Origin of the sequence: Sinorhizobium fredii (assembly GCF_002944405.1) — a bacterium.
In the GTDB taxonomy this organism is placed as follows: Bacteria; Pseudomonadota; Alphaproteobacteria; order Rhizobiales; family Rhizobiaceae; genus Sinorhizobium; species Sinorhizobium fredii_C.
The window spans coordinates 3,015,451-3,040,280 of record NZ_CP024307.1 but is presented as its reverse complement, the minus strand read 5'-3'; the positions used below and the strand labels follow the sequence as shown (position 1 = coordinate 3,040,280).

Annotated in this window: 24 protein-coding genes; 15 read left to right on the top strand and 9 right to left on the bottom strand. The window is 65.7% G+C overall.

Annotated elements, in window-relative coordinates:
• Window positions 1-40: 40 nt before the first annotated feature.
• The 6 genes from hmgA to NXT3_RS14925 all read left to right on the top strand — a co-directional run bounded on the left by hmgA (window position 41) and on the right by NXT3_RS14925 (window position 6,447).
• On the top strand, window positions 41-1,408 hold the full coding sequence (hmgA, locus tag NXT3_RS14950) for a homogentisate 1,2-dioxygenase (protein ID WP_104839599.1): 1,368 nt from the start codon (window positions 41-43) through the stop codon (window positions 1,406-1,408).
• A complete protein-coding gene (locus tag NXT3_RS14945) occupies window positions 1,405-2,274 on the top strand; it encodes an MBL fold metallo-hydrolase (RefSeq protein WP_097527147.1) in 870 nt (289 codons plus the stop codon). Before hmgA ends, NXT3_RS14945 begins: the two co-directional genes overlap by 4 nt.
• A gap of 12 nt (window positions 2,275-2,286) precedes the next feature.
• Window positions 2,287-3,303, top strand: a complete 1,017-nt coding sequence (locus NXT3_RS14940) for a fumarylacetoacetate hydrolase family protein (protein ID WP_097527148.1) — start codon at window positions 2,287-2,289, stop codon at window positions 3,301-3,303.
• A complete protein-coding gene (maiA, locus tag NXT3_RS14935; RefSeq protein ID WP_179864822.1) occupies window positions 3,300-3,953 on the top strand; it encodes a maleylacetoacetate isomerase in 654 nt (217 codons plus the stop codon). The genes NXT3_RS14940 and maiA overlap by 4 nt, the downstream gene beginning before the upstream one ends.
• A gap of 153 nt (window positions 3,954-4,106) precedes the next feature.
• The gene (gene purU, locus NXT3_RS14930; protein WP_095677994.1) at window positions 4,107-4,991 is read left to right on the top strand and encodes a formyltetrahydrofolate deformylase; all 885 of its coding nucleotides are present in this window, start codon (window positions 4,107-4,109) and stop codon (window positions 4,989-4,991) included.
• 274 nt (window positions 4,992-5,265) lie between these two features.
• Window positions 5,266-6,447, top strand: a complete 1,182-nt coding sequence (locus NXT3_RS14925) for an acetyl-CoA C-acyltransferase (protein WP_104839598.1) — start codon at window positions 5,266-5,268, stop codon at window positions 6,445-6,447.
• Between the two features lie 174 nt (window positions 6,448-6,621).
• Here the strand turns inward: NXT3_RS14925 and lpdA are convergent, their stop codons facing one another.
• From lpdA to NXT3_RS14900, 5 genes are all read right to left on the bottom strand, one after another.
• Window positions 6,622-8,016, bottom strand: coding sequence for a dihydrolipoyl dehydrogenase (gene lpdA, locus NXT3_RS14920; protein WP_037414266.1), 1,395 nt, complete (start codon window positions 8,014-8,016; stop codon window positions 6,622-6,624).
• A 7-nt stretch (window positions 8,017-8,023) separates the two neighbouring features.
• Window positions 8,024-9,304, bottom strand: a complete 1,281-nt coding sequence (locus tag NXT3_RS14915) for a dihydrolipoamide acetyltransferase family protein (protein ID WP_037414268.1) — start codon at window positions 9,302-9,304, stop codon at window positions 8,024-8,026.
• Between the two features lie 2 nt (window positions 9,305-9,306).
• Entirely contained in the window at window positions 9,307-10,320 is a 1,014-nt protein-coding gene (locus tag NXT3_RS14910; RefSeq protein ID WP_097527632.1) for an alpha-ketoacid dehydrogenase subunit beta, read from the bottom strand.
• A gap of 1 nt (window position 10,321) precedes the next feature.
• On the bottom strand, window positions 10,322-11,554 hold the full coding sequence (locus NXT3_RS14905) for a 3-methyl-2-oxobutanoate dehydrogenase (2-methylpropanoyl-transferring) subunit alpha (RefSeq protein WP_104839597.1): 1,233 nt from the start codon (window positions 11,552-11,554) through the stop codon (window positions 10,322-10,324).
• Window positions 11,555-11,903: 349 nt separating this feature from the next.
• On the bottom strand, window positions 11,904-13,235 hold the full coding sequence (locus NXT3_RS14900) for an NAD(P)/FAD-dependent oxidoreductase (RefSeq protein WP_037414274.1): 1,332 nt from the start codon (window positions 13,233-13,235) through the stop codon (window positions 11,904-11,906).
• Between the two features lie 253 nt (window positions 13,236-13,488).
• Here NXT3_RS14900 and NXT3_RS14895 point away from each other — a divergent pair, with 253 nt between their 5' ends.
• Entirely contained in the window at window positions 13,489-14,226 is a 738-nt protein-coding gene (locus tag NXT3_RS14895) for an SDR family oxidoreductase (RefSeq protein ID WP_104839596.1), read from the top strand.
• A gap of 45 nt (window positions 14,227-14,271) precedes the next feature.
• Entirely contained in the window at window positions 14,272-14,682 is a 411-nt protein-coding gene (locus NXT3_RS14890; RefSeq protein ID WP_104840010.1) for a winged helix-turn-helix domain-containing protein, read from the top strand.
• Here NXT3_RS14890 and modC read toward each other — a convergent pair.
• The 3 genes from modC to modA form a co-directional block, all read right to left on the bottom strand.
• A complete protein-coding gene (modC, locus tag NXT3_RS14885; RefSeq protein ID WP_104839595.1) occupies window positions 14,679-15,746 on the bottom strand; it encodes a molybdenum ABC transporter ATP-binding protein in 1,068 nt (355 codons plus the stop codon). The genes NXT3_RS14890 and modC overlap by 4 nt on opposite strands.
• Entirely contained in the window at window positions 15,743-16,435 is a 693-nt protein-coding gene (gene modB / locus NXT3_RS14880) for a molybdate ABC transporter permease subunit (protein ID WP_162109070.1), read from the bottom strand. Before modB ends, modC begins: the two co-directional genes overlap by 4 nt.
• Before the next feature lie 104 nt (window positions 16,436-16,539).
• Window positions 16,540-17,325 carry a molybdate ABC transporter substrate-binding protein gene (gene modA, locus NXT3_RS14875; RefSeq protein ID WP_097538567.1) on the bottom strand — a complete coding sequence of 262 codons (786 nt, stop codon included), beginning with the start codon at window positions 17,323-17,325 and terminating at the stop codon, window positions 16,540-16,542.
• A 202-nt stretch (window positions 17,326-17,527) separates the two neighbouring features.
• Between modA and ung the strand changes: the two genes are divergently transcribed.
• From ung to NXT3_RS14845, 6 genes are all read left to right on the top strand, one after another.
• Complete coding sequence (gene ung, locus NXT3_RS14870) at window positions 17,528-18,253, top strand: uracil-DNA glycosylase (RefSeq protein ID WP_104839594.1); 726 nt, start codon at window positions 17,528-17,530, stop codon at window positions 18,251-18,253.
• A gap of 188 nt (window positions 18,254-18,441) precedes the next feature.
• Window positions 18,442-19,212, top strand: a complete 771-nt coding sequence (gene cobF, locus NXT3_RS14865) for a precorrin-6A synthase (deacetylating) (RefSeq protein WP_104839593.1) — start codon at window positions 18,442-18,444, stop codon at window positions 19,210-19,212.
• 110 nt (window positions 19,213-19,322) lie between these two features.
• Window positions 19,323-20,687 (top strand): precorrin-3B synthase, encoded by a 1,365-nt coding sequence (gene cobG, locus NXT3_RS14860; protein ID WP_097527628.1) that lies wholly within the window; start codon window positions 19,323-19,325, stop codon window positions 20,685-20,687.
• Between the two features lie 2 nt (window positions 20,688-20,689).
• Entirely contained in the window at window positions 20,690-21,322 is a 633-nt protein-coding gene (locus NXT3_RS14855; protein WP_104839592.1) for a precorrin-8X methylmutase, read from the top strand.
• Window positions 21,319-22,086, top strand: a complete 768-nt coding sequence (locus NXT3_RS14850) for a precorrin-2 C(20)-methyltransferase (protein WP_104839591.1) — start codon at window positions 21,319-21,321, stop codon at window positions 22,084-22,086. The genes NXT3_RS14855 and NXT3_RS14850 overlap by 4 nt, the downstream gene beginning before the upstream one ends.
• Entirely contained in the window at window positions 22,083-22,847 is a 765-nt protein-coding gene (locus NXT3_RS14845) for a precorrin-3B C(17)-methyltransferase (RefSeq protein WP_104839590.1), read from the top strand. Before NXT3_RS14850 ends, NXT3_RS14845 begins: the two co-directional genes overlap by 4 nt.
• On the opposite strand, the gene NXT3_RS14840 is transcribed toward NXT3_RS14845, so the two are convergent.
• A complete protein-coding gene (locus NXT3_RS14840; RefSeq protein ID WP_104839589.1) occupies window positions 22,811-23,611 on the bottom strand; it encodes a cobalt-precorrin-6A reductase in 801 nt (266 codons plus the stop codon). The two genes, NXT3_RS14845 and NXT3_RS14840, sit on opposite strands and share 37 nt — an antisense overlap.
• Between NXT3_RS14840 and cbiE the strand changes: the two genes are divergently transcribed.
• Complete coding sequence (gene cbiE / locus NXT3_RS14835; protein WP_199773353.1) at window positions 23,589-24,821, top strand: precorrin-6y C5,15-methyltransferase (decarboxylating) subunit CbiE; 1,233 nt, start codon at window positions 23,589-23,591, stop codon at window positions 24,819-24,821. The genes NXT3_RS14840 and cbiE overlap by 23 nt on opposite strands.
• Window positions 24,822-24,830: the final 9 nt, after the last annotated feature.

Here is a 24,830-nt window from a genome sequence, read left to right as displayed (position 1 = left end):
CTTGTAACTAATAAGCCGATCAAAAGAGGAGATGCAAGCCATGTTGGGCAAGGCGGAGGAGCGGCGCGGAGCCGTCGTGGGCGAGGAACAGTCGCTTACTTACATGCCCGGTTTCGGCAACGACTTCGAAACCGAAAGCCTGCCCGGCGCCCTGCCGCAGGGGCAGAACAGCCCGCAGAGATGCAGCTACGGCCTCTATGCCGAACAGCTCTCCGGCTCGCCCTTCACGGCGCCGCGCGGCACCAACGAGCGCTCCTGGCTCTACCGGATCCGCCCGAGCGTCCGCCACACCGGCCGCTTCGCGAGGCTCGACTATCCGCACTGGAAAACGGCACCGCATCTCGGCGAACAGTCGCTGGCGCTCGGGCAATTGCGCTGGGACCCTTTGCCCACCCCGTCCGGTGACGTGAACTTCCTTCAGGGTATCCGCACCATGACGACGGCGGGCGACGTACTCACTCAGGTCGGCATGGCGGCGCATGCCTATGTCTTCAATGCCGACATGGTCGATGACTATTTCTTCAACGCCGACGGCGAGCTGCTGATCGTCCCGGAAACGGGTGCGATCCAGGTCTTTACCGAGCTTGGGAAGATGGATGTGGCGCCGTCGGAAATCTGCCTGGTCCCGCGCGGCATGATGTTCAAGGTCACTCGTCTTGGGGACGAAGAGGCCTGGCGCGGCTATATCTGCGAGAATTACGGCGCCAAGTTCACGCTGCCGGACCGCGGACCGATCGGCGCCAACTGCCTTGCCAATCCGCGCGATTTCAAGACGCCGGTCGCGGCCTATGAGGACAGGGAGGCGCCTTGCCGGGTGCAGGTGAAGTGGTGCGGCTCCTTCCACGTGGTCGAGATCGGCCATTCTCCCCTCGACGTCGTCGCCTGGCACGGCAACTATGCACCCTACAAATACGACCTCAAGACTTTCTCGCCGGTCGGAGCGATCCTGTTCGATCATCCTGATCCGTCGATCTTCACGGTGCTGACGGCGCCGTCCGGCGAGGAGGGGACTGCCAATGTCGACTTCGTCCTCTTCCCGCCGCGCTGGCTGGTCGCCGAGCACACCTTCCGGCCGCCCTGGTACCACCGCAACATCATGAGCGAGTTCATGGGGCTGATCTACGGGCGCTACGATGCCAAGGAGGAGGGCTTCGTGCCCGGCGGCATGAGTTTGCACAACATGATGCTGGCGCACGGGCCGGACGCATCCGGCTTCGAAAAGGCGACGAACAGCGAGTTGAAACCGGTGAAGCTCGACAATACCATGGCCTTCATGTTCGAGACCCGTTTCCCGCAGCAACTGACCCGCTTCGCCGCCGAACTGGAAACGCTGCAGGAGAATTACATCGACTGCTGGGCCGACCTCAAAAAGCGCTTCAACGGGACGCCGGAGGGCGATTGGTCTTGAGTGCACGCCTTGTCTTGCTCGGCAGTAAGGGCGGCCCGGCGATCCGGCCAGGCGGCCCCTGGCCGACATCGTCGCTGCTCGAGATCGCAGGCCGCACGATCGTGGTCGACTGCGGGCTCGGCGTCACCCGTGGGCTGACCGATGCCGGCGTGCCGCTCAAGGCGCTGGACCTGATCATCGTCACCCACCTGCATTCGGACCACGTCCTGGAACTGGGGCCGCTGATCCACACCGCCTGGACTGCGGGGCTCGCGCATCCCGTGTGCGTCTTCGGACCGGCCGGCACACGCGCCTACTGGCAGGGCTTCCTTCAGTCGATGGCCTTCGACGTCGACATCCGCATCGTCGACGAGGGCAGGCCGGATCTCAGGTCGCTTGTTGAGGTCACCGAATTCTTCGAAGGTGAAGTCTTCTCGGAGAATGGTCTCACCGTGTCGGCGCTGCGCGTCGACCACCCGCCGGTCACCGACTGTTTCGCTCTGCGCTTCGATCATCCGGAGGGCACGGTGGTGTTCTCCTCCGACACGGCCTACTTCCCGCCGCTTGCGGATTTTGCAAGCGGCGCCGACATTCTCGTCCACGAAGCGATGCTCGCTGCAGGGGTCGATCGTCTGGTGGCGCGCACCGGAAATGGCGCGCGGTTGAAGGAGCATCTGCTGGCGAGCCACACATTCGCCGAGCAGGCGGGCGCGATCGCAGAGACCGCCGGCGTCGGCCGGCTCGTGCTTCATCACCTAATTCCGGCCGATGATCCGGAGATCTCGCAGGCCGACTGGATCGCGGCGGCGCGCAAAAGCTGGCCGGGCGCCTTGACGATCGCGTCCGACGGCCTTGTTGTGGAGATTGCGGACGATTCGTCCGGGTAGAGGGAGGACTGCATGAAACTGGCGACGCTGAAAGACTCCACACGTGACGGCAAGCTTGTGGTCGTTTCCCGCGATCTCACGCGCTGCTCGGAAGTCGGGCACATCGCCCGCACGCTGCAGGCGGCGCTGGATGATTGGGCGCATGCGGGGCCGCGGCTGGCGCGCGTCGCCCAGGGGATCGAGACCGGCTCGCAGCCGACAATGCGTTTCCATGAGCACGATGCCGCTTCGCCCTTGCCGCGGGCCTTCCACTGGGCCGACGGCTCGGCCTATGTCAATCACGTCGAGCTCGTCAGAAAGGCGCGCGATGCCGAGATGCCGGCGAGCTTCTGGAACGATCCGCTGATCTACCAGGGCGGCTCCGACAGCTTCCTCGGGCCCCGCGACCCGATCCTGATGGCCGACGAGGCCTGGGGCATCGACATGGAGGGCGAGGTGGCGGTGATCGTCGATGACGTGCCGATGGGCGCGACGCTCGAGGAGGCACGCGCGGCGATCCGCCTCGTCATGCTCGTCAACGACGTGTCGCTGCGCGGGCTAATCCCCGCGGAACTCGCCAAGGGTTTCGGCTTCTACCAGTCGAAACCGTCTTCCGCCTTCTCGCCGGTCGCCGTGACGCCCGATGAATTGGGCGATGCCTGGGACGGCGGCAAGCTGCACCTGCCGCTTCGCATCGACTTGAACGGCAAGCCCTTCGGCCGCGCCAATGCGGGGATCGACATGACTTTCGATTTTCCGCAACTGATTGTGCATGCGGCCCGCACACGGCCGCTCTCTGCCGGCACCATCATCGGCTCGGGGACGGTTTCGAACAAGCTCGACGACGGAGCGGGCAAGCCGGTTTCGGAGGGCGGCGTCGGCTATTCCTGCATCGCGGAGCTGCGCATGATCGAAACGATCGAGAGCGGCGCGCCGAAAACGTCCTTCCTGAAATTCGGCGATATCGTCCGGATCGAAATGAAGGATGGCGCCGGCCATTCGATCTTCGGTGCCATCGAGCAGAAGGTGGCAAGTTACGAGCGCGGATGATGGAGAGCGTGACGAACGAAACTGTTCTCTACGACTATTGGCGCTCGTCGGCGAGCTACCGGGTGCGAATCGCCCTCAATCTCATCGGTGAAGATTACCGCTCCGTCCCTGTCGATCTTCTCGCCCGGGCGCATCGAGCACCCGAGCATCTTGCCCGCAATCCCCAGGGGCTGGTGCCGGTCCTCGACATCGACGGCGAGCGCCTCACCCAGTCGCTCGCCATTGTCGAATATCTCGCCGAAACGAGGGCGGCCGGCCTTCTTCTTCCTGCCGATGCAAAGGGGCGCCAGCGGGTCCGGGCGCTCTCCTACGCCATCGCGATGGATATTCACCCTGTCTGCAATCTCGGAGTCGTTGCGCATGTGATGGCGGGTGCGGCGGATGGCGAGGCGGTACGCCTCGCCTGGATGCAGAAGTTCATCGGCGAGGGCATTGCCGCTTTCGAGCGGCTGCTCGATCATCCCTCGACCGGCAGCTTCTGCCACGGCGATAGTCCGAGCCTGGCGGATATCTGCCTCGTGCCGCAGCTCTATAACGCGCGCCGCTGGCAGGTCGACCTTTCCCGCTGCCCCCGGATCGCGGCCATCGATGCGCGCTGCGCCGAGATCGACGCCTTCGCCAGAGCGCATCCGGACCGGGCGAAGCCGTAGGCCCTCAAATCACCACTTCCGGCTGGCTCCACCGTGGCCCGTTCGGTCCATCCGATGTCGCGAATGGATCGGCAGGTCTCACGTGGCCACGGTAGGTTTCCCGTGACTGCCCGTGTAAGGGGCGCGGAAACCTCAAGAACGAGAGACCCATCGATGAAAAGCTATGTGCTGACCGTCACTTGCAAATCCACCCGCGGCATCGTTGCTGCCGTCACCGGCTATCTCGCGGAGAAAGGCTGCTACATCAGCGACAGCTCGCAATTCGACGATCTCGAGACGGGTCTGTTCTTCATGCGCCTCACCTTCATCAGTCAGGAGGGCGCCAAGCTCGAGGAACTGCGCGAAGGCTTCGCTCCCGTCATCAAGCAGTTCGGCATGGCGATGGAGATCCGCGATTCCGAAGAGCGGATGAAGGTGCTGCTGATGGTGTCGCGTTTCGGCCATTGCCTGAACGACCTGCTCTACCGCTGGAAGATCGGCGCGCTGCCGATCGACATCGTCGGCGTCGTCTCCAACCACTTCGATTACCAGAAGGTGGTCGTCAACCACGACATTCCCTTCCACTGCATCAAAGTGACGAAGGAGAACAAGCCAAAGGCCGAAGCCCAGCTTCTGGAGATCGTCGAGCAGACCGGCGCCGAGCTGATCGTTTTGGCCCGCTACATGCAGGTTCTGTCCGACGCGCTCTGCAAGAAGATGTCGGGGAAGATTATCAACATCCACCACTCCTTCCTGCCGTCCTTCAAGGGCGCCAATCCCTACAAGCAGGCCTATGAGCGCGGCGTCAAGCTGATCGGCGCGACGGCGCACTACGTCACCGCCGATCTCGACGAGGGCCCGATCATCGAGCAGGACATCGCCCGCATCACCCATGCGCAGTCGGCCGAGGACTATGTGTCGATCGGCCGTGACGTCGAGAGCCAGGTGCTGGCGCGCGCCGTGCACGCCCATATCCATCACCGCACCTTCATCAACGGCAACCGCGTCGTGGTGTTTCCGCCGAGCCCTGGGAGCTATGCGTCCGAGCGAATGGGCTGACACTTAGGCTTCTCGGTATTGCTTCGCGGTGTTCGGCGGCTATAGTCGCTCTGGAATTGTGACAACGCGCGTGGGGTGGGGTATTTGCCCCTCACCCTAACCCTCTCCGCGTAGGGACGGGGAGAGGGGACGAGTGTGACGCACTTTCGTCCCCCGGGGCCTCCCGCCTGCGAGTTCAAGCGAGGCGGTGCGGCATCTCCCTTCTCCCCGCGAGCGGGGAGAAGGTCGCGGCAGCGGGACGAGGGGCCACCGTTCGCCGATTGGGAGGACCAAGATGAGCATTCGCGATCCGGTGGTTATCGTTTCGGCGGCGCGCACACCGATGGGCGCCTTTCAGGGCGGCCTCAGGGATTTGACGGCGCCGGAACTCGGCGCCGTCGCGTTGAAGGCGGCGCTCGATCGTGCGGGTATTGATGCGGTGGATGAAGTGCTGATGGGCAATGTCCTTCCCGCCGGCCTTGGGCAGAATCCGGCCCGGCAGGCGGCGCTTGGCGCCGGCCTTGGACAGGAGACGCCGTCGACGACGGTTTCTAAAGTCTGCGGATCGGGCATGAAGGCGCTGATGCTCGGCCATGATGCGCTTCTCTCCGGCAGCGCGTCGCTCGTTGCCGTCGGCGGCATGGAGTCGATGACCAACGCGCCCTATCTCCTGCCGAAAGCGCGCGGCGGCTTCCGGCTCGGCCATGGCGAGGTCAAGGACCATATGTTCCTCGACGGGCTGGAGGACGCCTATTCCGGGCGGCTGATGGGCACCTATGCCGAGGATACGGCCCAGCATTATCAATTTTCCCGCTCCGACCAGGACGCTTTTGCCCTGCGCTCGCTCGAGCGGGCACTGAAGGCGACGGAGGACAAGTCCTTCGCCGAGGAGATCGTGGTGGTGACCGATGGCGGCAAGCGCGGGAACGCCAATCTCGACCGAGACGAGCAGCCGACGAAGGCCGATCCGACGAAAATCCCGAAGCTGAAGCCGGCCTTCCGCGACGGCGGCAGCGTCACGGCCGCCAACTCGTCGTCCATCTCCGACGGTGCCGCGGCGCTCATCCTGATGCGCGCAAGCGAGGCGGAGAAGCGCGGGTTGACACCGCTCGCCGTCGTCGCCGGCCATGCCGGCCACGCTCAGGAGCCCGCCTGGTTCACGACCGCACCGATCGGCGCCATCGACAAGCTCACCGAAAAACTCGGTTGGGAAAAATCGAGCGTCGGTCTCTACGAGATCAACGAGGCCTTCGCCGTCGTCGCTATGGCGGCGATCCGCGACCTCGGCCTTTCCGACGCCATCGTCAACATCCACGGCGGCGCCTGCGCCCTCGGTCACCCGATCGGCGCCTCCGGCGCCCGCATCGTCGTGACGCTTCTCCATGCGATGCGCGCCAATAGCGTCAAGCGCGGCATCGCCTCGCTCTGCATCGGCGGCGGCGAGGCGACGGCAGTTGGGTTGGAGCTGTTGCAGTAGGGCAGAAGAACACCCCTCCCCACAGGCGGGGCTAGCCGGCCGCACCGTCCTGCGCATCTCAGCGTCTCCACAAAGTAGCGACGGTGCAAGTCATGCGCCAAGCGAGCCGCGCAGGAAGCCCCTCCCACCTGTGGGGAGGGGTTCAGGAGGGGTCTTTCCGAGCGGCCAATCGCCTCAAATATGAAGCGCGTGCCCTAACCCCTTCAACGCCGCTTCCTGAAAGGCCTCCGACTGCGTCGGGTGCGCATGGATCGTTCCGGCGATGTCCTCCAGACGGGCGCCCATTTCTATCGCGAGCGCGAAAGCGGAGGAAAGCTCGGAGACGGCATGCCCGACAGCGTGGATGCCGAGGACGAGGTGGTTGTCGGCGCGGGCGACGACGCGGACGAAGCCGTCCTCGGCAAGCGTTGTCATGGCGCGGCCGTTCGCCTGGAAGGGGAACTGGCCGATCTTGATTTCGATGCCGGCCGCGCGTGCTTCCTCCGGCGAGAGACCGGCGCTGACGATTTCCGGGTCGGTGAAGCAGACGGCCGGAATGCAGCGCTTGTCCCAGCTTCGCTTCTGGCCCGCGACGATTTCCGCGACCATTTCGCCCTGCGCCATGGCGCGGTGTGCCAGCATCGGCTCGCCGGTGACATCGCCGATCGCGTAGATGCCGCGCATCGAGGTACGGCACTGGTCGTCGATGCGGATGAACTTGCCCGAGCGGTCGAGATCGATTTCCTCCAGTCCCCAGCCGTCCACCACGGGCCGGCGCCCAACGGTGACCAAAACCTTTTCGGCCGGGACCTCGAAGGCGCGGCCGTTTTCCTCGGCAAGCAAGCCGCGCCGGTCGGCCGACAGGCGCTTGGCGGCGGTGCGGGTGAAGACCTCGATCCCGAGTTCGCCGAGCCGCTTCGCCACCGGCTTCGACAGATCGGCGTCATATTGCGGCAGGATGCGGTCCATGGCTTCGAGCACGGTCACCTTCGAACCGAGCTTGGCGAAGGCGGTGCCAAGTTCGAGGCCTATATAGCCGCCGCCGATGACGGCGAGCGTCTCCGGTACCTCTTGCAAGGCCAGCGCCTCGGTCGAGGAGATGATGTTGTCGCCGAACGGCAGGTCGGGAAGTTCGACGGGGGCCGAGCCGGTGGCGATGACGATCGCTTCGGCGCGGATGCGCTGAACGCCGGTTTCCGTATCCACGTCGACCGTCTTGCCGTCGATGAAGCGCGCCTCGCCGAGGACAGCCTTGACGCCGGCCTTCTTCAGAAGCCCCGTCACGCCGCTGTTCAGGCGGCCGACGATCCCGTCCTTCCAGGCGACCGTCCGCTTGAGGTCGATCGCGGGTGCGTCGAGCGAAAGGCCGAGGGGGCTCTTGCCGGAGGCGGCAGCGCTGAGCTTGTGGAATTCCTCGGCCGTGTGGATCAGTGCCTTCGAGGGGATGCAGCCGACATTGAGGCAGGTGCCGCCGGCCTTCGCCTTCTCGACGATGACGGTGTTGACGCCGAGCTGGCCGGCCCGAATGGCGCAGACATAGCCGCCGGGGCCGGCGCCGAGCACCAGGAGCTTGCAGGAGATTTCCTTCATCGTCGCCTCACCCCTCAACGAAAATCAGTGCCGGCGTTTCGAGCAGCGTCTTCAGGCGCTGCACGAAGGTGGCGGCGTCCCAGCCGTCGATGACGCGGTGGTCGAAGCTCGACGACAGATTCATGATCTTGCGCGGCACGAATTGCGTCCCGTCCCAGACCGGCCGGACGGCGATCTTGTTGACGCCGACGATCGCCACCTCCGGGTGATTGATGACCGGGGTCGAGGCGATGCCGCCAAGCGCACCGAGCGAGGAGATGGTGATCGTCGAGCCGATCAGCTCGTCGCGGGTTGCGGTGCCGGTGCGGGCCGCTTCGGCCAGCCGGTTCAATTCGGCAGCGCAGTCCCAGATACCGCGCGCCTCGGCATGGCGTACGACCGGCACGGTCAGGCCGGCCGGCGTCTGCGTGGCGATGCCGATATGGACGGCCGCGTGACGATGGACGATGCCAGCATGATCATCGAAGATGGCATTGACGCCCGGCTGGTCGGCGACGGTCCGGACCAGCGCCCGCATCAGGAAAGGCAGGATCGTCAGCTTCGGCTGATCCGGCTTGCGGTCGCGGTTCATCGTCGCCCGCAGATCCTCGAGCGCCGTCATGTCCACTTCCTCCACATAGGTGATATGGGGGATGCGCGACGTGGAGAGCGACATTTTCTCGGCGATCCGGCGCCTCAGGCCGGCTATCTTGACCTCCTCGACCGCCGTCTTGCGGGCGAGGCCGACCTGGGCCGGCAGCGGTTCGGCCCCGCGGCTGATGAAGAGGTCGAGATCCTCATGGGTGATGCGCCCGGCCGGTCCGGTCCCGATCACCTGCCGAAGATCGACGCCGCTCTCCCGGGCGCGCAGCCGGACTGCCGGCGAAGCCAGCGGCTTCTTCGCGATGTCTGCCGCCTCACGTAGGGCCGGCGCCGGTCGGGACTCGACCTTCTCAAGCTTTGGCGGCGTCTTGGGGGCTTGTGGTGCGGAGACTGCGACAGGCTCTTCCAGCACGGCTTCGGCGAGCGCCTCCGGAACGCTGTCCGGCGGGGGTTCGCCAGCCTCGCCGGCAGTCTCGATCCGTACAAGCGGCGCCTTCACGGCAACCGTGTCGCCGATCTCTGCGCCGAGCCAGAGGACCTTGCCGGAAACCGGCGAGGGGATCTCGACCGTCGCCTTGTCGGTCATCACGGCGGCGAGCACCATGTCCTCGCGGACCGGATCGCCGGGCTTGACGTGCCATTCGACGAGTTCGGCCTCGGCAACGCCTTCGCCGACATCCGGCATCTTGATGATGAATTCGCCCACGGTCAGCCCTCCATAGCTTCGGTGAGCGCGCGACCGACGCGCGCCGGACCGGGGAAATAGTCCCATTCCTGGGCATGCGGGTAGGGCGTATCCCAGCCGGTCACCCGGACGACCGGAGCCTCGAGGTGATAGAAGCAGTGCTCCTGAACGAGGGCGACGAGCTCGCCCCCGAAGCCGGATGTCAGCGTCGCCTCGTGCACGACGACGCAGCGTCCGGTCTTGGTGACGGACCGCACGATCGTTTCGAGATCGAGCGGCAGCAGGCTCCGCAGATCGATGACTTCCGCATCGATGCCGGTCTCCTCCACGGCGGCGAGTGCCACATGCACCATGGTTCCATAGGCGATCACGGTGACTGCCGAACCCTTGCGGCGGATCTCCGCCTTGCCGATCGGGATCGAGTAATGCCCCTCCGGCACGTCGCCGAGCTCGTGCTTCGACCACGGGGTCACCGGGCGCTCGTGATGGCCGTCGAATGGGCCGTTATAGAGCCGCTTCGGCTCCAGGAACATCACCGGGTCCGGATCCTCGATCGCCGAGATCAGCAGGCCCTTGGCATCATAGGGGTTCGACGGCACGATGACTTTCAGGCCGCAGACATGGGTGAAGAGCGCTTCCGGGCTCTGGCTGTGGGTCTGGCCGCCGAAGATGCCGCCGCCGGTCGGCATGCGCACGACGATCGGACAGGTGAAGTCGCCGTTCGAGCGGTAGCGGATGCGCGCCGCCTCCTGGGTGAGCTGGTCATAGGCCGGATACATGTAGTCGGCGAACTGGATCTCGACGCAGGGTTTCAACCCATAGGCCGCCATGCCGATGGCGGTGCCGACGATGCCGGATTCGCTGATCGGCGCATCGAAGCAGCGGGTCTTGCCGTACTTCGCCTGCAGCCCCTGGGTGCAGCGGAAGACGCCGCCGAAATAGCCGACGTCCTCGCCGAAGACGACGACATCCTCGTCACGCCCCATCGAGACGTCCATGGCGCTGCGCACCGCTTCGATCATCGTCATTCTGGCCATGTCAGTACCCTGCCTTCTGCCGCTGACGGCGGATATGCGGCGGCATCTCGGCATAGACGCCCTCGAAAATGTCACGCACGGAGGGTCTGCCGCCGGCATGCAGCGTGCCGTGGCTCTCGGCTTCCTTCTGGGCCTGGATCACCTGATCCATGATCTCCGCCTCCGTCTGGGCATGCCGCTCATCCGACCAGGCGCCGCGCAGGATCAGGTGCTTCTTCAGCCGCAGCACCGGGTCGCCGAGCGGCCAGGCTTCCGATTCCGTCTTCGGCCGGTAGGCGCTCGGATCGTCCGATGTCGAATGGGCGCCGACCCGGTAGGTCACGTATTCGATCAGCGTCGGACCGAGATTGCGCCGCGCCCGCTCGGCCGCCCAGCGGGCGACTGCATAGACGGCGAGGTAGTCGTTGCCGTCGACGCGCAGCGCCGGAATGCCGAAGCCCAGGCCGCGCGCGGCAAAAGTGCCGGAGCCGCCGCGGGCGATGCCCTGGAAAGTGGAAATCGCCCATTGGTTGTTGACGATATTGAGGATGACCGGCGCCTTGTAGGTGGAGGCGAAGACCAGCGCGGAATGGAAATCCGACTCGGCCGTCGAGCCGTCGCCGATCCAGCCGGCGGCAATCCGGGTATCGTTCTTGATGGCCGAGGCCATCGCCCAGCCGACCGCCTGGACATATTGGGTGGCAAGGTTGCCGGAGATCGTGAAGAAGCCGTGCTCCTTCGACGTGTACATGACCGGCAATTGCCGGCCGTGGCAGGGATCCAGCTCGTTCGAGAAGATCTGGTTCATCATCTCGACCATCGGATAGTCGTCGGCGATCAGCAGCCCCGCCTGGCGATAGGTCGGAAAGTTCATGTCGCCCTTGCGGAGCGCTCTTCTGAAGGCGCAGCTCACCGCCTCCTCGCCGAGATGCTGCATGTAGAAGGAGGTCTTGCCCTGCCGCTGGGCCATCAGCATGCGGGCGTCGAAGGCCCTGAGCAGCATCATGTGGCGAAGTCCAGTCAAAAGCTCGTCGTCCGAGAGGAGGCCGGCCCAGGGGCCGACTGCCTCGCCCTCGCGGTTCAGCACCCGAATGATCGAGTAGGCGAGATCGCGGATCGCTTCCGGCTCCACGTCGACCTCGGGCCGCGGCACGGAACCGGCTTTCGGGATCTTGACGTTGGAGAAATCGGGCTGATCGCCGGGCCGGACGGCCGGTTCGGGGACATGCAGGCTCAGTCGGCTGAATTCATCCATGCGGGTTCCGGCCTCCCTTCCGGATTGCGCATCGCACGTGGGTCAACCGCTGAGCGAACGGTCTCGCGGTCGTGCGACGCCGATGACCATCGGCAATTGCCCGGGGCGCTCCTACGCCTCGGGCCGTGCAGGTCATAGACAACCCTCATTCTCCCAAAGGGTTACAGCCACAGACTGCCACGAGTTCGGGGTTTGATGAAGGGATTTCGGCAGCAGGCCGGACGTCCGGATGAAGAAAGACAGATTCGTGCCGGCGCTCGCGCCGGGCCGATTGCGGAGCCGCGACGTGCCCCCGGCGGCGCGTAATTTTCTTTCGTGATCGGCTCGTGGCAACGGACCAGAATCGCCGTCAGACGGGCGGTGCGAGCTCGATCGGCGTCCCGTCGGAGAATCGCGACAGTCGAAATTCGGTGGGATCGACGATCGGTCGGTCGCCGGTGACGAGGTCGGCCACCAGGTGTCCGGCACCGGGTCCGATACCGAAACCGTGGCCGGAAAAGCCGGTGGCGATGAGGAGGCCGGGCACAGCTTCTGCGTGCGAAATGACCGGCACCACATCGGGTGTGACGTCGATCAGCCCGGCCCAGATCTGCACTGGCTCGACCTGCCGTAGCACCGGGAGTGCGAGTCTCGCCGCTTCGAGGGCGGGTAGGACCGAGCGTGCATCCGGTCGCGGATCGAGGATGCGGTGCCGCTCGAAGGCGCCCGGGCGGTCGAGCGGAACGGGCGTGATCTCGAACTGTTCGCGCCAGCTCTGGGCGCTGAAGCCCACCTGGACCGAGTCCGGGTCGGCCCTCCGCACCGGCCGGAAGTCACGGAAGAAAGCCAGGCTGTCCGGGACGAGCGGATGCAGGTTCACACCGGCAGTGGCGATCGTATAGCCACCGTCGAGGCGCTTGCGATAGGCATAGCTTCCCGTTGCGCCGGCGCCGTCCGGCCCGCCTTCGACCGGGGCGGTCCTGAGCACCGTGTTGCGCACCTTCAACTGCGGCAGGCGGATGCCGACCCCCTTGCAGAAGAGCCGCGACCAGGCGCCGCCGGCAAGCACCACCGTCGCCGTTTCGATGCGGCCCTTCTCGGTGACGACCGCGCTGACTCGTCCGCCGCTCCGCTCGATGCCGCGCACGGCGCAACCGGTGACGATGGTCGCGCCGGCGCGGCGGGCTCCGGCCGCGATCGCCGGCACCGCCTTCTGCGGCTCGGCCCTGCCGTCGCTCGGCGTGTAAAGTGCGCCCTTGTAGCGGATAGCCGCGCCGCCCATGACCGCCTGGGTCTCGTCCGGGCCGATCTGCCGGCTGTCGACGCCATGCGGTTTGGCAAGCGCCAGCCAGGCATCGCGATTGGCGAGGTCCTGCTCCGTTTCCGATATGTAGAGGATGCCGCTGCGGCGAAAGCCGGTCTCGCCGCCGATGCGCGCATCGAGCGTGTCCCAGATCTTCAGCGAGGCCATCGCCATCGGGATCTCGCGCCGATCACGGCCCATAACCCGCACCCAGCCCCAGTTGCGGCTCGATTGCTCGCCGGCAAGCACGCCTTTTTCGCAGAGCACGACCTTGACGCCGCGTTCGGCCAGAAAAAGCGCCGTGCTGACCCCGATAATTCCACCGCCGATGATGACGACATCCGCTTTGCGCGGCAGCGACGGGTCGGTGACGACGGGATCAAGGGTGGGGCCGGGCATCGCATTTCTCGCAGAAGGGCAAGGGGCGGTTTTCTATCGCTGCAATTTTCGGCCGCCGAGATCAAGCCAGCAAGAGATCTCGCCAGCCTGCCATGCACAGCTCTATCATCGCCGGTGTTCTGTCTTTTTCCGATAAAAATACGCATTGTCCGGTTGACAGGCCGTCAGGCTTCGATGTCTGTTGAGAAGCGAGATGCGGGGGCGGCAGAGCAGGCGCCCGCTGACAAATCATACCGGATCGATGAGGCGGACAATGAGCGGACTTCTTGCGGGCAAGCGTGCTGTGATCACGGCTGCGGCACAAGGTATCGGCCGCGCGGCGGCCGAGGCGTTCAGCCGGGAAGGGGCGTCGGTGATCGCAACCGACATCAACGAGGACAGGCTCGCCGAGCTGGCAGCCACCGGGATCGAATTGGCGAAGCTCGACGTGCTGAGCGAAGCGGCGATCGCCGATTTTGCGGCGCGCACTGGTCCTGTCGATGTCCTCTTCAACTGCGCCGGCTTCGTCCATGCCGGCACGATCCTGGAAGCGAGCGACAAGGATTACGACTTCGCCTTCGATCTCAACGTCAAATCGATGTTCCGGATGATCCGCGCCTTCCTGCCGGGCATGGTCGAAATGGGCGGCGGCTCGATCATCAACATGTCGTCGGTCGCCGGCGTGCCGATGGGCGTGCCGAACCGCTTCGTCTATTCCGCCAGCAAGGCGGCGGTCATCGGCCTCACCAAGTCGGTGGCGATCGACTTCATCGGCAAGGGCATTCGCTGCAACGCCATTGCGCCCGGCACGGTGCAATCGCCGTCGCTCGAGGAGCGGATGCGGGCGCAGGGCGACTACGAGGAGGCGCGCGCCGCCTTCATCGCCCGCCAGCCGATGGGCCGGCTCGGCACGCCGGAGGAAATCGCCGCGCTCGCCGTCTATCTCGCCAGCGACGCTTCGGCCTATACGACCGGCCATGTGCATGTGGTCGACGGCGGCATGAGCCTCTGAGCGCAGGCCTTTTCGCCGCCTGCCGCAATGTCTATGCTGCGGCGCATGCCCAAAGCCGACAAAGAGCTTCGCCTCGTCCTGCGCATCGATTTCCCGCCCGAGGGTCGCCTCGGGCGCGGCAAGATCATGCTTCTCGAACTGATCCGCGAGACCGGGTCGATCTCCGCCGCCGGCCGCGCCATGGACATGTCCTATCGGCGTGCCTGGCTGCTGGTCGATGCGCTCAACCGGATGTTCGAGGAGCCCGCAGTCGAGTCGCAGCGGGGCGGCAAGCAAGGCGGGGGTGCGGCGCTTACCGTCTTCGGCGAGACGCTGATCGAGCGCTTTCGGGGGATGGAAGCCAAGGCGAGGAGCGCGATCGCAGAAGACCTCGACTGGCTGGAGGCGGCGCGATCGGGCGAAGCAGCGCGCCGGACGGAAAGCTCATCCGCGAAACGACCTGCGCAACCGTCCTAATAGTCCAACGCGACCGTCTTGATGATCGCGTGGACGGGCTTGGCCGGCTCGAGCCCGAGCGTCTCGCGGGAGAGGGCGGTGATGCGGGAGACGATGACATTGCCGCCGCAGTCGACGCGGACGTCGACGCTGCCCTCCTGCGCCGGTGAAAGATCGATGATCGTTCCCTTCAGGACGTTGAGGGCGCTGATCCCTTCCGGTTTCGTGGTGGCGAGCATCACGTCGCGCCCGGCGATGTAAAGGCGGAGGCGATTGCCGGGTGTGGAGACGAGATGCGGTATGCGGATCAGGCATTCGCCGGCCAGCACCACCGTCAGTCGATGCTGGGAATCGTGGCTTACGACCACGCCTTCAACCAAGGCGCCTGTCTCCCGCCGCACGATCGCGGCCGCCGGCTGGTTGAGAATCGCGGACGCCGTGCCGGATGCCTTGACCCGGCCCTCCTCGATCACCACGATGCGCTCGGCCAGCCGCCCCACCTCCGTGACGGAATGGCTGACATAGACGATCGGTATCTTGGTCTCATCGCGGAGCCGCTCGAGATAGGGCAGGATCTCCGCCTTTCTGGCCTCGTCGAGGGCGGCGAGCGGCTCGTCCATCAGCAGCAGCCGGGGTGCTGCAAGCAGCGCCCGCCCAACGGCGACGCGCTGGCGTTCGCCGCCAGAGAGAGTCGAAGGACGGCGCTCGAGCAGATCTCCGATGCCGAGCATTTCGACGACCTTGTGGAACTCGGAGGCGGATTTGCCGGCGCCGGCGAACCAGCGCCCATAGGCGAGGTTGTGGCGGACGCTCAGATGCGGAAAGAGCCGGGCCTCCTGGAAGACATAGCCGAAGTGCCGGCGGTGAACGGGGGTGAAGAGCCGCTCCTCGCTGTCGGCGATCACATCGCCGTCGAGAACGATGCGGCCCCGATCGGGTCGCAGCAGCCCGGCGACGATGTTGATCAGCGAAGTCTTGCCGGAGCCGGAACGGCCGAAAAGCGCCGTCACGCCGCCCTCCGAGCGGAAGGCGGCGTCTATGGCGAATGAGCCAATCCGGTGGCGCGCTTCGACCTCGAGGCTCATGCGGCGACCGTCCGTCGCGCCGCCGCGACGGCGAGGAATTCCGACAGCATCAGCGCCGTCATTGAAAGAATAATGGAGATGATGGCGAGCCGCATGGCGCCGGCGTCGCCGCCCGGCACCTGGGTGAAGCTGTAGATCGCCGCGGAAAGCGTCTGGGTCTCGCCGGGGATGTTCGAGACGAAGGTGATCGTCGCGCCGAATTCGCCCATCGCCTTGGCGAAGGAAAGGATCATGCCGGCGACGATACCGGGCAGAATCAGCGGCAAGGTCACGGTCAGGAACACCCAGATCGGATTGGCGCCGAGCGTTGAGGCGGCGTCCTCCAGCTTCCGGTCGACCGCTTCGATTGACAGCCGGATGCTGCGCACCATCAGCGGAAAGCCCATGACGGCGCAGGCGAGTGCTGCACCCGTCCAGCGGAAGGAAAAGACAAGGCCGAAATTGTCGGCGAGGAAGGCGCCGATCGGTCCGCGCCGGCCGAACAGCAGGAGCAGCACGAAGCCGGTGACGACCGGCGGCAGGATCAGCGGCATGTGCACGAGGCCGTTCAGGATCGACCTGCCCCAGAAGCGACCGCGTGCCAATGCCATGGCGACGAGAAGCGCGACCGGCAGGCTCGAAAGCATTGCGACCGTTGCCACCCGCAGGCTCAAGCGGACGGCCGTCCATTCCGCGTCGCTCAAGACCATCCAGTCCAATTTTATGCTCCCGTCACAGAGGTGCCGCGCCGTGCACCGATTGCATGCACGACGCGAACACGTTCTGCCCGGTCGAAGGCCGGTGGCGCAAGACCCTATTCAAGCACGATGAACCCCTGGGCCTGGAAAAACGCCGCGGCCTTGGGCGACTTGACGAATTCGAGATAAGCAGCCGCGTCCGGGTTCTTGCTCTCTGCGGTGATCGCTATCGGGTAGATGATCGGCGAGTGGCTGTATTCCGGAAAGGTGCCGACAACCTTCACGCCCGGATCGGCGGCCGCGTCCGTCTGATAGACGATGCCATAGGGGGCCTCGCCGCGCGAAACGAGAAGCAGGGCGGCGCGCACGCTTTCGGCTCCCGCGACTTTTGCTTCGACCGTCGGCCAGATGCCGAGCTTTTCGAGTGCGGCCTTGCCGTATTTGCCGGCGGGAACCGAATCGACGGCGCCCATTGCCAGGCGTCCTTCGCCGAGAAGAGCGGCGAGGTCTAGGCCCGGCTTAATCTCGACAGGCGCGGCGTCGGTCTTGCCGGAAACGAGGACGAGACGGTTGCCAAGCAGGTTGGAGCGGATGTCGTCCTTGATCAGCTTCTTCTCGGCAAGGTAATCCATCCAGGCGAGATCGGCCGAGATAAAGATATCGGCAGGCGCGCCCTGTTCGATCTGCTTGGCGAGCGCCGAGCTTGCCGCATAGGAGGCGGTCGTCTCCTTGCCCGTCTCGTCTTTCCATTTGGCGTTGACCGCGTCGAGGGCATTCTTCAGGCTTGCCGCGGCAAATACCGTAACTTTTTCTTCCGCCTGGGCAGGAGCCAATGCTGCGCCAGCCAAAATCAGGCCGAGCGCCAGCATCAAACCCTTAAGCCAATGTCTCCCTCCCCTCATCGCATTTGCCTCCATCTCTCTCGTGATATTTTGCAGGATATAACGGTCTCTCCGTTCTCGTTAGCGCTATATCGGACGAAATACAATGCTCTGCCAGAAGGCTAATCGAAGCAGTGAACGGAACGGGCTAAATCCGGCGCGCATGCTTGCAGTGGGCAATAGCGGGGCTAAATTCCGGAGCGACGAAGAACGAGGCGAATCCATGGATGCGACGATCAGGCTAGAAGAGAGCTGGAAGACGGCGTTGGCGCACGAATTCCTCCACGGCTATATGACCGATCTCAAGCGCTTCCTGTTGGACGAGAAGCAGCAGGGCCGACAGATCTTTCCGAGAGGCAGCGAATATTTCCGGGCGCTTGACCTGACCCCGCTCGACAAGGTTCGGGTCGTGATACTCGGCCAGGACCCCTATCACGGCGACGGTCAGGCGAATGGACTCTGCTTCAGCGTCCGGCCGGGCGTGCGTACCCCGCCGTCGCTGGTCAACATCTACAAGGAGCTTCGCGACGATCTCGGCATTCCGCCGGCCCGCCATGGCTTCCTTGAAAGCTGGGCGCGCCAGGGCGTGTTGCTCCTGAACAGCGTGCTGACGGTCGAGCGGGGCCGGGCGGCGTCGCATCAGGGCAAGGGCTGGGAACGCTTTACCGATGCCGTCATCCGCGCCGTCAACGAACAGGCCCAGCCGGTCGTCTTCATGCTCTGGGGCTCCTATGCGCAGAAGAAAGCGGCCTTCGTCGACCGCTCCCGCCACCTGGTGTTGACCGCGCCGCATCCGTCGCCGCTGTCGGCACATTCCGGCTTCCTCGGCTGCAGGCATTTCTCCAATGCCAATGCCTTTCTCACGTCGAAGGGGCTCGATCCGATCGATTGGCGGCTGCCGGACGATCCTCCTCTCGCCGTCGATCGGCAGGCTGCGGCACCCTGCTGACGCCGTGGTGGCCTCTCCTGTCGTGCCTGGACCTTGCGCGGCCGGTCGCGATCCGCCAAAGACTGGCGTCTAAAGCGGGCGCGCTCAAACATGCGACGCGCTTTAGGGATTTGTTTTGTGCATGTCGGTGCCCCAAAACCGCTGCACACTTTTGGGCGACATGCACTGCGCGTAGCGGGAGAAACGGCATGCGGCATATCCTGATCATCGGGATCGGGGCGGGCAACCCCGAACACATCACGGTCCAGGCGGTCAATGCACTGAACCGCGCCGACGTGCTCTTCATCCCGACCAAGGGTGCGAAGAAGACGGAGCTTGCCGAGGTGCGCCGCGACATCTGCGCCCGCTACGTGACGCGCAGCGACAGCCGGACCGTCGAATTCACCGTGCCGGTCCGCCGGACCGAGGGACGCAGCTACGTCCAAGGCGTCGATGATTGGCATGCGAGCATCGCCGCCACTTATGAGGCGCTGCTCGAGAGCGAACTCGCGGACGGGCAGACCGGCGCCTTTCTCGTCTGGGGCGATCCGATGCTCTATGACAGCACGATCCGCATTGTCGAAAGGGTTCGTGCGCGGGGCAGCGTGGCCTTCGACTTCGAGGTAGTTCCCGGTATCACCAGCCTTCAGGCGCTTTGCGCCAGCCATCGCATTCCGCTCAACCTCGTCGGCAAGCCCGTGGAGATCACCACCGGTCGCCGGCTTGCCGAGAGCTTTCCGCACAAAAGCGAGACGGCCGTCGCCATGCTCGATGGCGAACAGGCTTTTCAGAAGATCGACGATCCGGATGCGGAGATTTACTGGGGCGCCTATCTCGGTACGCCGGACGAGATCGTCATTTCCGGGCGTCTCGCCGACGTAAAGGAAGAAATCCTGAAGGCAAGGGCCGACGCGCGCGAGCGCATGGGCTGGATCATGGATATCTATCTGCTGCGCAAGGGTGCGGACTTCGACGGGTAGACGCCGCTTGCCTGGGCTTTGATCTCTCTCAAGGAAGGCGGCTGTGATATAGGCTTTATCACAGACGCGGAGTGTGTGCCCGCAATGCGCCCCGAGGATATTGGAACAGGATGACGAGCTGCGCTGCGCCCAGGTCACAAACTGAACCCGGCACATCGATGCGCCGCGGCGCCTGTCCGTCGCTCGCAGCGCCGATGCAGACCGGAGATGGTCTGCTCGTGCGGCTGCGTCCGGCGACCGGTGGGTTGACGCCCGCCGAGCTAAGGGCACTGGCTGAAGCGGCCGCAGACTGCGGCAGCGGCATTATCGAAGTAACCGCTCGGGGCAACCTGCAGGTCCGCGGGCTGATCGCCTCAAGCGTTCCGGCACTTGCCGCCGCGATCGGGGAGGCGGGAATCGCCGTTACAGACGGCGTCGCGATCGAGACGCCGCCGCTTGCCGGGTTCGATCCGCGCGAAATCGCCGACCCCCGGCCATTGGCCGCGGCCCTGCGCGACGCGATTGCCGAACGTCGTCCGGCGCTTGCGCTCGCACCGAAATTGTCCATCGTCATCGATGGGAATGGCCGCTTCCACCTGCGGGATGTCGCGGCCGATCTCCGCCTTGAGGCGCGGAACAGCGAGGATGGCCTTCGCTGGCTGCTGTCCTTCGGCGGCGCGGGACGCCCGGAGCGGCCGGTTGCGCTGCTGGAGGCGGAGCGGGTCGTCCCTGCGCTGATGGAAATTCTGGCGGAGCTCGATCATTTCGGCCCAGCCGCACGCGGTCGCGATCTTGATGCGGACGCCATCCGGCAGCGTTTATCCGCCGGCCTCGACCCCTTGCCGGCGGCCGGCGGCACCTCGCCATTCTTGCCGGCGGGCATTCACGACTTCGGCGACGGTCGCACCGTGCTCGGTGTCGCTCTTGCTTTTGCGCAAACCGATAGCGCCAGCCTCATCGCCTTCCTGCAAAGCGCCGGGGAATTGGGCGCAACGGAAATACGCCTCGCGCCGCGCCATGGTCTCCTCGTCCTCGGCCTGTCGCGGGAAGCTGCCGCCCTCGCGCAACAACTGGCGCTTTCCCATGGTTTCCTGGTTTCCGCCGATGATCCGCGAAATCACGTCGCCACCTGCGCCGGGCTTGCCTGCGCCTCGGCGCTGATGGACACCAAGGTGGTGGCCGGGCTATTGCTCGAGGTCGGTGCCGACCTTCTCGACGGCTCGCTCGCAATCCATCTCTCGGGCTGTCCAAAGGGATGCGCCAGACCGGTAGCTTCTCCCCTGACGCTTGTCGGTGCGCCATCAGGATACGCGCTTGTCGTAAATGGGGCTGCTTCCGTCGCGCCGAGCGCCTACACCGATGAGGGCGGGATAAAAGCCGCGCTGGCCGCGCTCAATGCGCTGGTCAGGGAAAACAAAGACGCTGGCGAATCGGCGCGCTCCTGTCTTACACGGCTCGGGACGGCGCACATCGTCGACGCGTTTGAACAGGGATAGAAATGCCTGACTACGATTATATCCGCGATGGCAATGCCATCTACGAGCGTTCTTTCGCGATCATCCGGGCGGAAGCCGATCTTTCCGGCTTCTCGGACGAGGAGGCCGATCTGGCGGTGCGCATGGTGCATGCCTGCGGTTCGGTGGAAGCGGTGCGTCAGTTCGTCTTCTCTCCCGACTTCGTCTCTGCCGCACGCGCGGCACTCAAGAACGGTGCTCCAATCTTCTGCGATGCGGAAATGGTCGTCCATGGCGTCACCCGGGCGCGGCTGCCGGCCGGTAACGAGGTGATCTGCTCGCTTCGCGATCCGCGCACGGCGGAGATCGCCGCCGAAATCGGCAATACGCGCTCGGCGGCGGCGCTCGAGCTCTGGGGCGAGCGGATGGCGGGCTCGGTCGTTGCCATCGGCAATGCGCCGACGGCGCTCTTCTATCTCCTGGAAATGCTACGCGACGGCGCGCCGAAGCCGGCGGCGATCCTCGGCATGCCGGTCGGCTTCGTCGGCGCGGCGGAATCGAAGGACGCGCTTGCCGAGAATTCCTATGGCGTTCCCTTCGCGATCGTTCGCGGCCGCCTCGGCGGCAGTGCAATGACGGCGGCGGCGCTGAATTCGCTGGCGAGGCCGGGGCTGTGAGCGCGTCGGGCCGACTGATCGGCGTCGGGACCGGTCCCGGCGATCCGGAGCTTCTGACCGTCAAGGCGGTGCGGGCGCTCGGCGAGGCGGATGTCGTCGCCTATTTCGCCAAGGCGGGGCGCAATGGCAACGGCCGCGCCGTCGTCGAGGGACTTTTGAAGCCCGACCTGGTGGAACTGCCGCTCTACTATCCGGTGACGACCGAGATCGACAAGGGCGACGAGGCCTACAAGCGGCAGATCACCGACTTTTACGATGCCTCCGCGGAAGCGGTAGCCGTGCATCTCAAGGCCGGTCGGACCGTCGCCGTTTTGAGCGAGGGCGACCCGCTGTTCTACGGTTCCTACATGCACCTGCACGTGCGGCTCGCAGGCCGGTATCCGGTCGAGGTCATTCCCGGGATCACGGCGATGTCCGGCTGCTGGTCGGTTGCCGGCCTGCCGCTGGTGCAGGGGGATGACGTTCTCTCGGTTCTTCCCGGCACGATGGGCGAGAAGGAGCTTCAGCGCCGCCTCGCCGACACTGAAGCCGCTGTGATCATGAAGGTCGGGCGCAACCTGCCGAAGATCCGCCGCGCCCTTGCGGCGGCAGGCAAGCTCGAAGCTGCCGTCTATGTCGAGCGCGGCACGATGACGAACGCGGCGATGATTCCGCTCGGCGACAAGCCGGACGACGAGGCGCCATATTTTTCGCTGGTCCTGGTTCCCGGTTGGAAGGATCGGCCCGGCTGGAAGGATAGGCCCGGTGCGGAGGGCAGGTCATGACCGGCAAGCTCTTCATCGTGGGCACCGGCCCTGGCAATCCGGCGCAGATGACGCCGGAGGCGCAGGATGCGATTGCCGTTGCGAGCGAATTCTTCGGCTATGGCCCCTATCTCGACCGGCTGCATCTGAGAGCCGACCAGCGCCGGATCGCCTCCGACAATCGCGAAGAGCTGGACCGGGCGAGAGCCGCGCTGACGCGCGCCAGCGCCGGCGTCGATGTCTGCGTCGTCTCCGGCGGCGATCCGGGCATATTCGCGATGGCCGCCGCCGTCTGCGAGGCGATCGACACGGGGCCGGAGGCGTGGCGGCAGGTCGATCTCACGATCACCCCTGGCGTCACCGCCATGCTCGCGGTGGCGGCGCGGATCGGTGCGCCCCTCGGCCACGATTTCTGCGCCATGTCGCTGTCGGACAATCTGAAGCCCTGGGAGGTCATCACCAGGCGGCTGCGGCTCGCGGCGGAAGCGGGACTGGTCATCGCCCTCTACAACCCGATCAGCAAGGCGCGTCCCTGGCAACTCGGCAAGGCCTTCGATGTCCTTCGCGAGGTCCTGCCGCCCCGCGTGCCGGTGATCTTCGGCCGGGCGGCCGGGCGGCCGGACGAGCACATCGCGGTGATGCCGCTCGGCGAAGCCGATGCCGACCGCGCCGACATGGCAACCTGCGTGATCATCGGCTCGCCGGAGACGCGGATCGTTGCCCGTAGCGGCAAACAGGATCTCGTCTACACGCCGCGGTCCTTCACCGGGGATAGGAATTGATGAATGCGTTCGAGCGCCTCATCGCAGGTGGAGACCGTCGGCACATCGGCGGGCTTGTGGCGCTCGACCATCACCACCTCGAGCCCGAGCTTCCGGGCGGCGGCGATTTTGCCGTAGGTGGCGGTGCCGCCGCTGTTCTTGGCGACGATGACATCGATCGCATGCTCTCGGAGCAGCTTGAGCTCGTCCGTCTCGGCGAAGGGGCCGTGCGCGAGGATCGCGGTAGCATCGGGAAGGCTCAGCGGCGGCGTCACCGGATCGACGCTGCGGACGAGATAGCTGTGCTGCGGCGCCTTTTCGAAAAGGAAGGCCTCTTGGCGGCCGATCGCCAGAAAGACGCGGCGCGGCAAGGCGCCAAGGGCCGACACCGCCTCGGCGACGCTTGCGACACGCGCCCAGCGATCGCCCGGTTGTGCCTCCCAGGCGGGCCGGCGCAGCGCGAAGAGCGGCGTTCCGGTCGCCGCCGCGGCGGTCGCTGCATTGTGGGAGATCCGCGCCGCAAAGGGATGGGTCGCATCTACCAGCAGGCAAACGTTTTCGAGCTCCAGGAAGACGGCCAGCCCTTCGGCGCCGCCGAAGCCGCCGACGCGCGTTGGCAATGGCTGCGGCCGCGGATCGGCGGTTCGGCCGGCGAGCGAGATCACCGCGTCGTAGCGCGGATCGGCCGCAAGGCGCTCGCCAAGGTGCCGCGCCTCGGTCGTGCCGCCGAGGATCAGGATGCGAGGTCTGCCCGTGGCTGACATGTCGAATAGCGGCTCGGCCATTGTCGCTCCCTGGTTGACCGTCATCGGGATCGGGGAAGATGGTGTAGCCGGTCTCGGCGACGAGGCCAAGCGGCTGATTGCGGCAGCCCCCGTCGTCTTCGGCGGCGTCCGTCATATCGAACTCGCCGCGTCCTTGATCCAGGGCGAGAGCGAAGCTTGGCAAAGCCCCTTTGAGAAATCGGTCGAGGCGATCGCTTCGAGGCGCGGCAGTCCCGTCGTGGTGCTCGCCTCCGGCGATCCCTTCCTCTACGGTGTTGGCGCCACGCTGGCGCGCCGCATCGACGCGAGCGAAATCCGGACGATCCCTGCGCCCTCGGCCTTCAGCCTTGCAGCCTCGCGGCTCGGATGGCCGCTGCAGAACGTGGCAACCGTCTCGCTGCATGGCCGCCCGCTCGACCTCATCCGGCCGCAGCTGCAGCCGGGCGCCCGCGTGCTGGCGCTGACCTCGGACGGGAACGGCCCGGCGGCGCTCGCCGGACTGCTCTGCGAAAGCGGTTTCGGTCGGTCGCCGCTTACCGTGCTCGAAGCGCTTGGCGGGGAACGGGAGCGCATCTCTCGGCACCTTGCCGCGAGCTTCGCGCTGGAAAACATCGCTGCTCTGAACGTCTGCGCGGTCGAGGTCGTCGCCGATGGAAGTGCGCGCGTCCTGCCGCTTGCCGGCGGGCTCGACGATGCGCTGTTCGAGCATGACGGCCAGATCACCAAGCGCGAGGTCAGGGCGCTGACGCTCTCGGCGCTGGCACCGCGCAGGGGCGAGCTTCTCTGGGACATCGGCGCTGGCTCCGGCTCGATCGCCATCGAATGGATGCTGGCGAACCCGGCGATGCAGGCGATCGCCATCGAAGCTTCGCCCGAGCGGGCTGCGCGGATCGGCCGCAACGCCGCTCGCTTCGGCGTGCCCGGCCTGACGGTGATCGAGGGGCAGGCGCCGGAAGCGCTTCGCGGGCTCACCCGTCCGGATGTGATCTTCATCGGCGGTGGCGGCAGTGATGCCGGCGTCATGGAGGCGGCGATCGCCGCGCTTCCCTCCGGCGGCCGACTGGTCGCCAACGCCGTGACGACGGAAATGGAAGCGGTGCTGCTTGCCCATCACGCCCGGCTCGGCGGCTCTTTGATCCGGATCGACATCGCCCGCGCGTCGCCGGTCGGCACGATGACGGGCTGGCGCCCGGCCATGCCGGTGACGCAATGGTCCTGGGTCAAGGACTGAGCCGGGAAT

Coding starts and splice junctions, on each gene's coding strand:
- NXT3_RS14900 (WP_037414274.1), bottom strand. CDS start 13,235: ATGCCCGGCCCCACCCTTGATCCCGTCGTCACCGACCCGTCGCTGCCG.
- modB (WP_162109070.1), bottom strand. CDS start 16,435: ATGGTCTTGAGCGACGCGGAATGGACGGCCGTCCGCTTGAGCCTGCGG.
- modA (WP_097538567.1), bottom strand. CDS start 17,325: ATGAGGGGAGGGAGACATTGGCTTAAGGGTTTGATGCTGGCGCTCGGC.
- NXT3_RS14895 (WP_104839596.1), top strand. CDS start 13,489: ATGAGCGGACTTCTTGCGGGCAAGCGTGCTGTGATCACGGCTGCGGCA.
- lpdA (WP_037414266.1), bottom strand. CDS start 8,016: ATGAAGGAAATCTCCTGCAAGCTCCTGGTGCTCGGCGCCGGCCCCGGC.
- cbiE (WP_199773353.1), top strand. CDS start 23,589: ATGTCGAATAGCGGCTCGGCCATTGTCGCTCCCTGGTTGACCGTCATC.
- cobG (WP_097527628.1), top strand. CDS start 19,323: ATGACGAGCTGCGCTGCGCCCAGGTCACAAACTGAACCCGGCACATCG.
- NXT3_RS14890 (WP_104840010.1), top strand. CDS start 14,272: ATGCCCAAAGCCGACAAAGAGCTTCGCCTCGTCCTGCGCATCGATTTC.
- modC (WP_104839595.1), bottom strand. CDS start 15,746: ATGAGCCTCGAGGTCGAAGCGCGCCACCGGATTGGCTCATTCGCCATA.
- hmgA (WP_104839599.1), top strand. CDS start 41: ATGTTGGGCAAGGCGGAGGAGCGGCGCGGAGCCGTCGTGGGCGAGGAA.
- NXT3_RS14905 (WP_104839597.1), bottom strand. CDS start 11,554: ATGGATGAATTCAGCCGACTGAGCCTGCATGTCCCCGAACCGGCCGTC.
- NXT3_RS14840 (WP_104839589.1), bottom strand. CDS start 23,611: ATGGCCGAGCCGCTATTCGACATGTCAGCCACGGGCAGACCTCGCATC.
- cobF (WP_104839593.1), top strand. CDS start 18,442: ATGCGGCATATCCTGATCATCGGGATCGGGGCGGGCAACCCCGAACAC.
- ung (WP_104839594.1), top strand. CDS start 17,528: ATGGATGCGACGATCAGGCTAGAAGAGAGCTGGAAGACGGCGTTGGCG.
- NXT3_RS14940 (WP_097527148.1), top strand. CDS start 2,287: ATGAAACTGGCGACGCTGAAAGACTCCACACGTGACGGCAAGCTTGTG.
- maiA (WP_179864822.1), top strand. CDS start 3,300: ATGATGGAGAGCGTGACGAACGAAACTGTTCTCTACGACTATTGGCGC.
- NXT3_RS14910 (WP_097527632.1), bottom strand. CDS start 10,320: ATGGCCAGAATGACGATGATCGAAGCGGTGCGCAGCGCCATGGACGTC.
- NXT3_RS14925 (WP_104839598.1), top strand. CDS start 5,266: ATGAGCATTCGCGATCCGGTGGTTATCGTTTCGGCGGCGCGCACACCG.
- NXT3_RS14855 (WP_104839592.1), top strand. CDS start 20,690: ATGCCTGACTACGATTATATCCGCGATGGCAATGCCATCTACGAGCGT.
- purU (WP_095677994.1), top strand. CDS start 4,107: ATGAAAAGCTATGTGCTGACCGTCACTTGCAAATCCACCCGCGGCATC.
- NXT3_RS14845 (WP_104839590.1), top strand. CDS start 22,083: ATGACCGGCAAGCTCTTCATCGTGGGCACCGGCCCTGGCAATCCGGCG.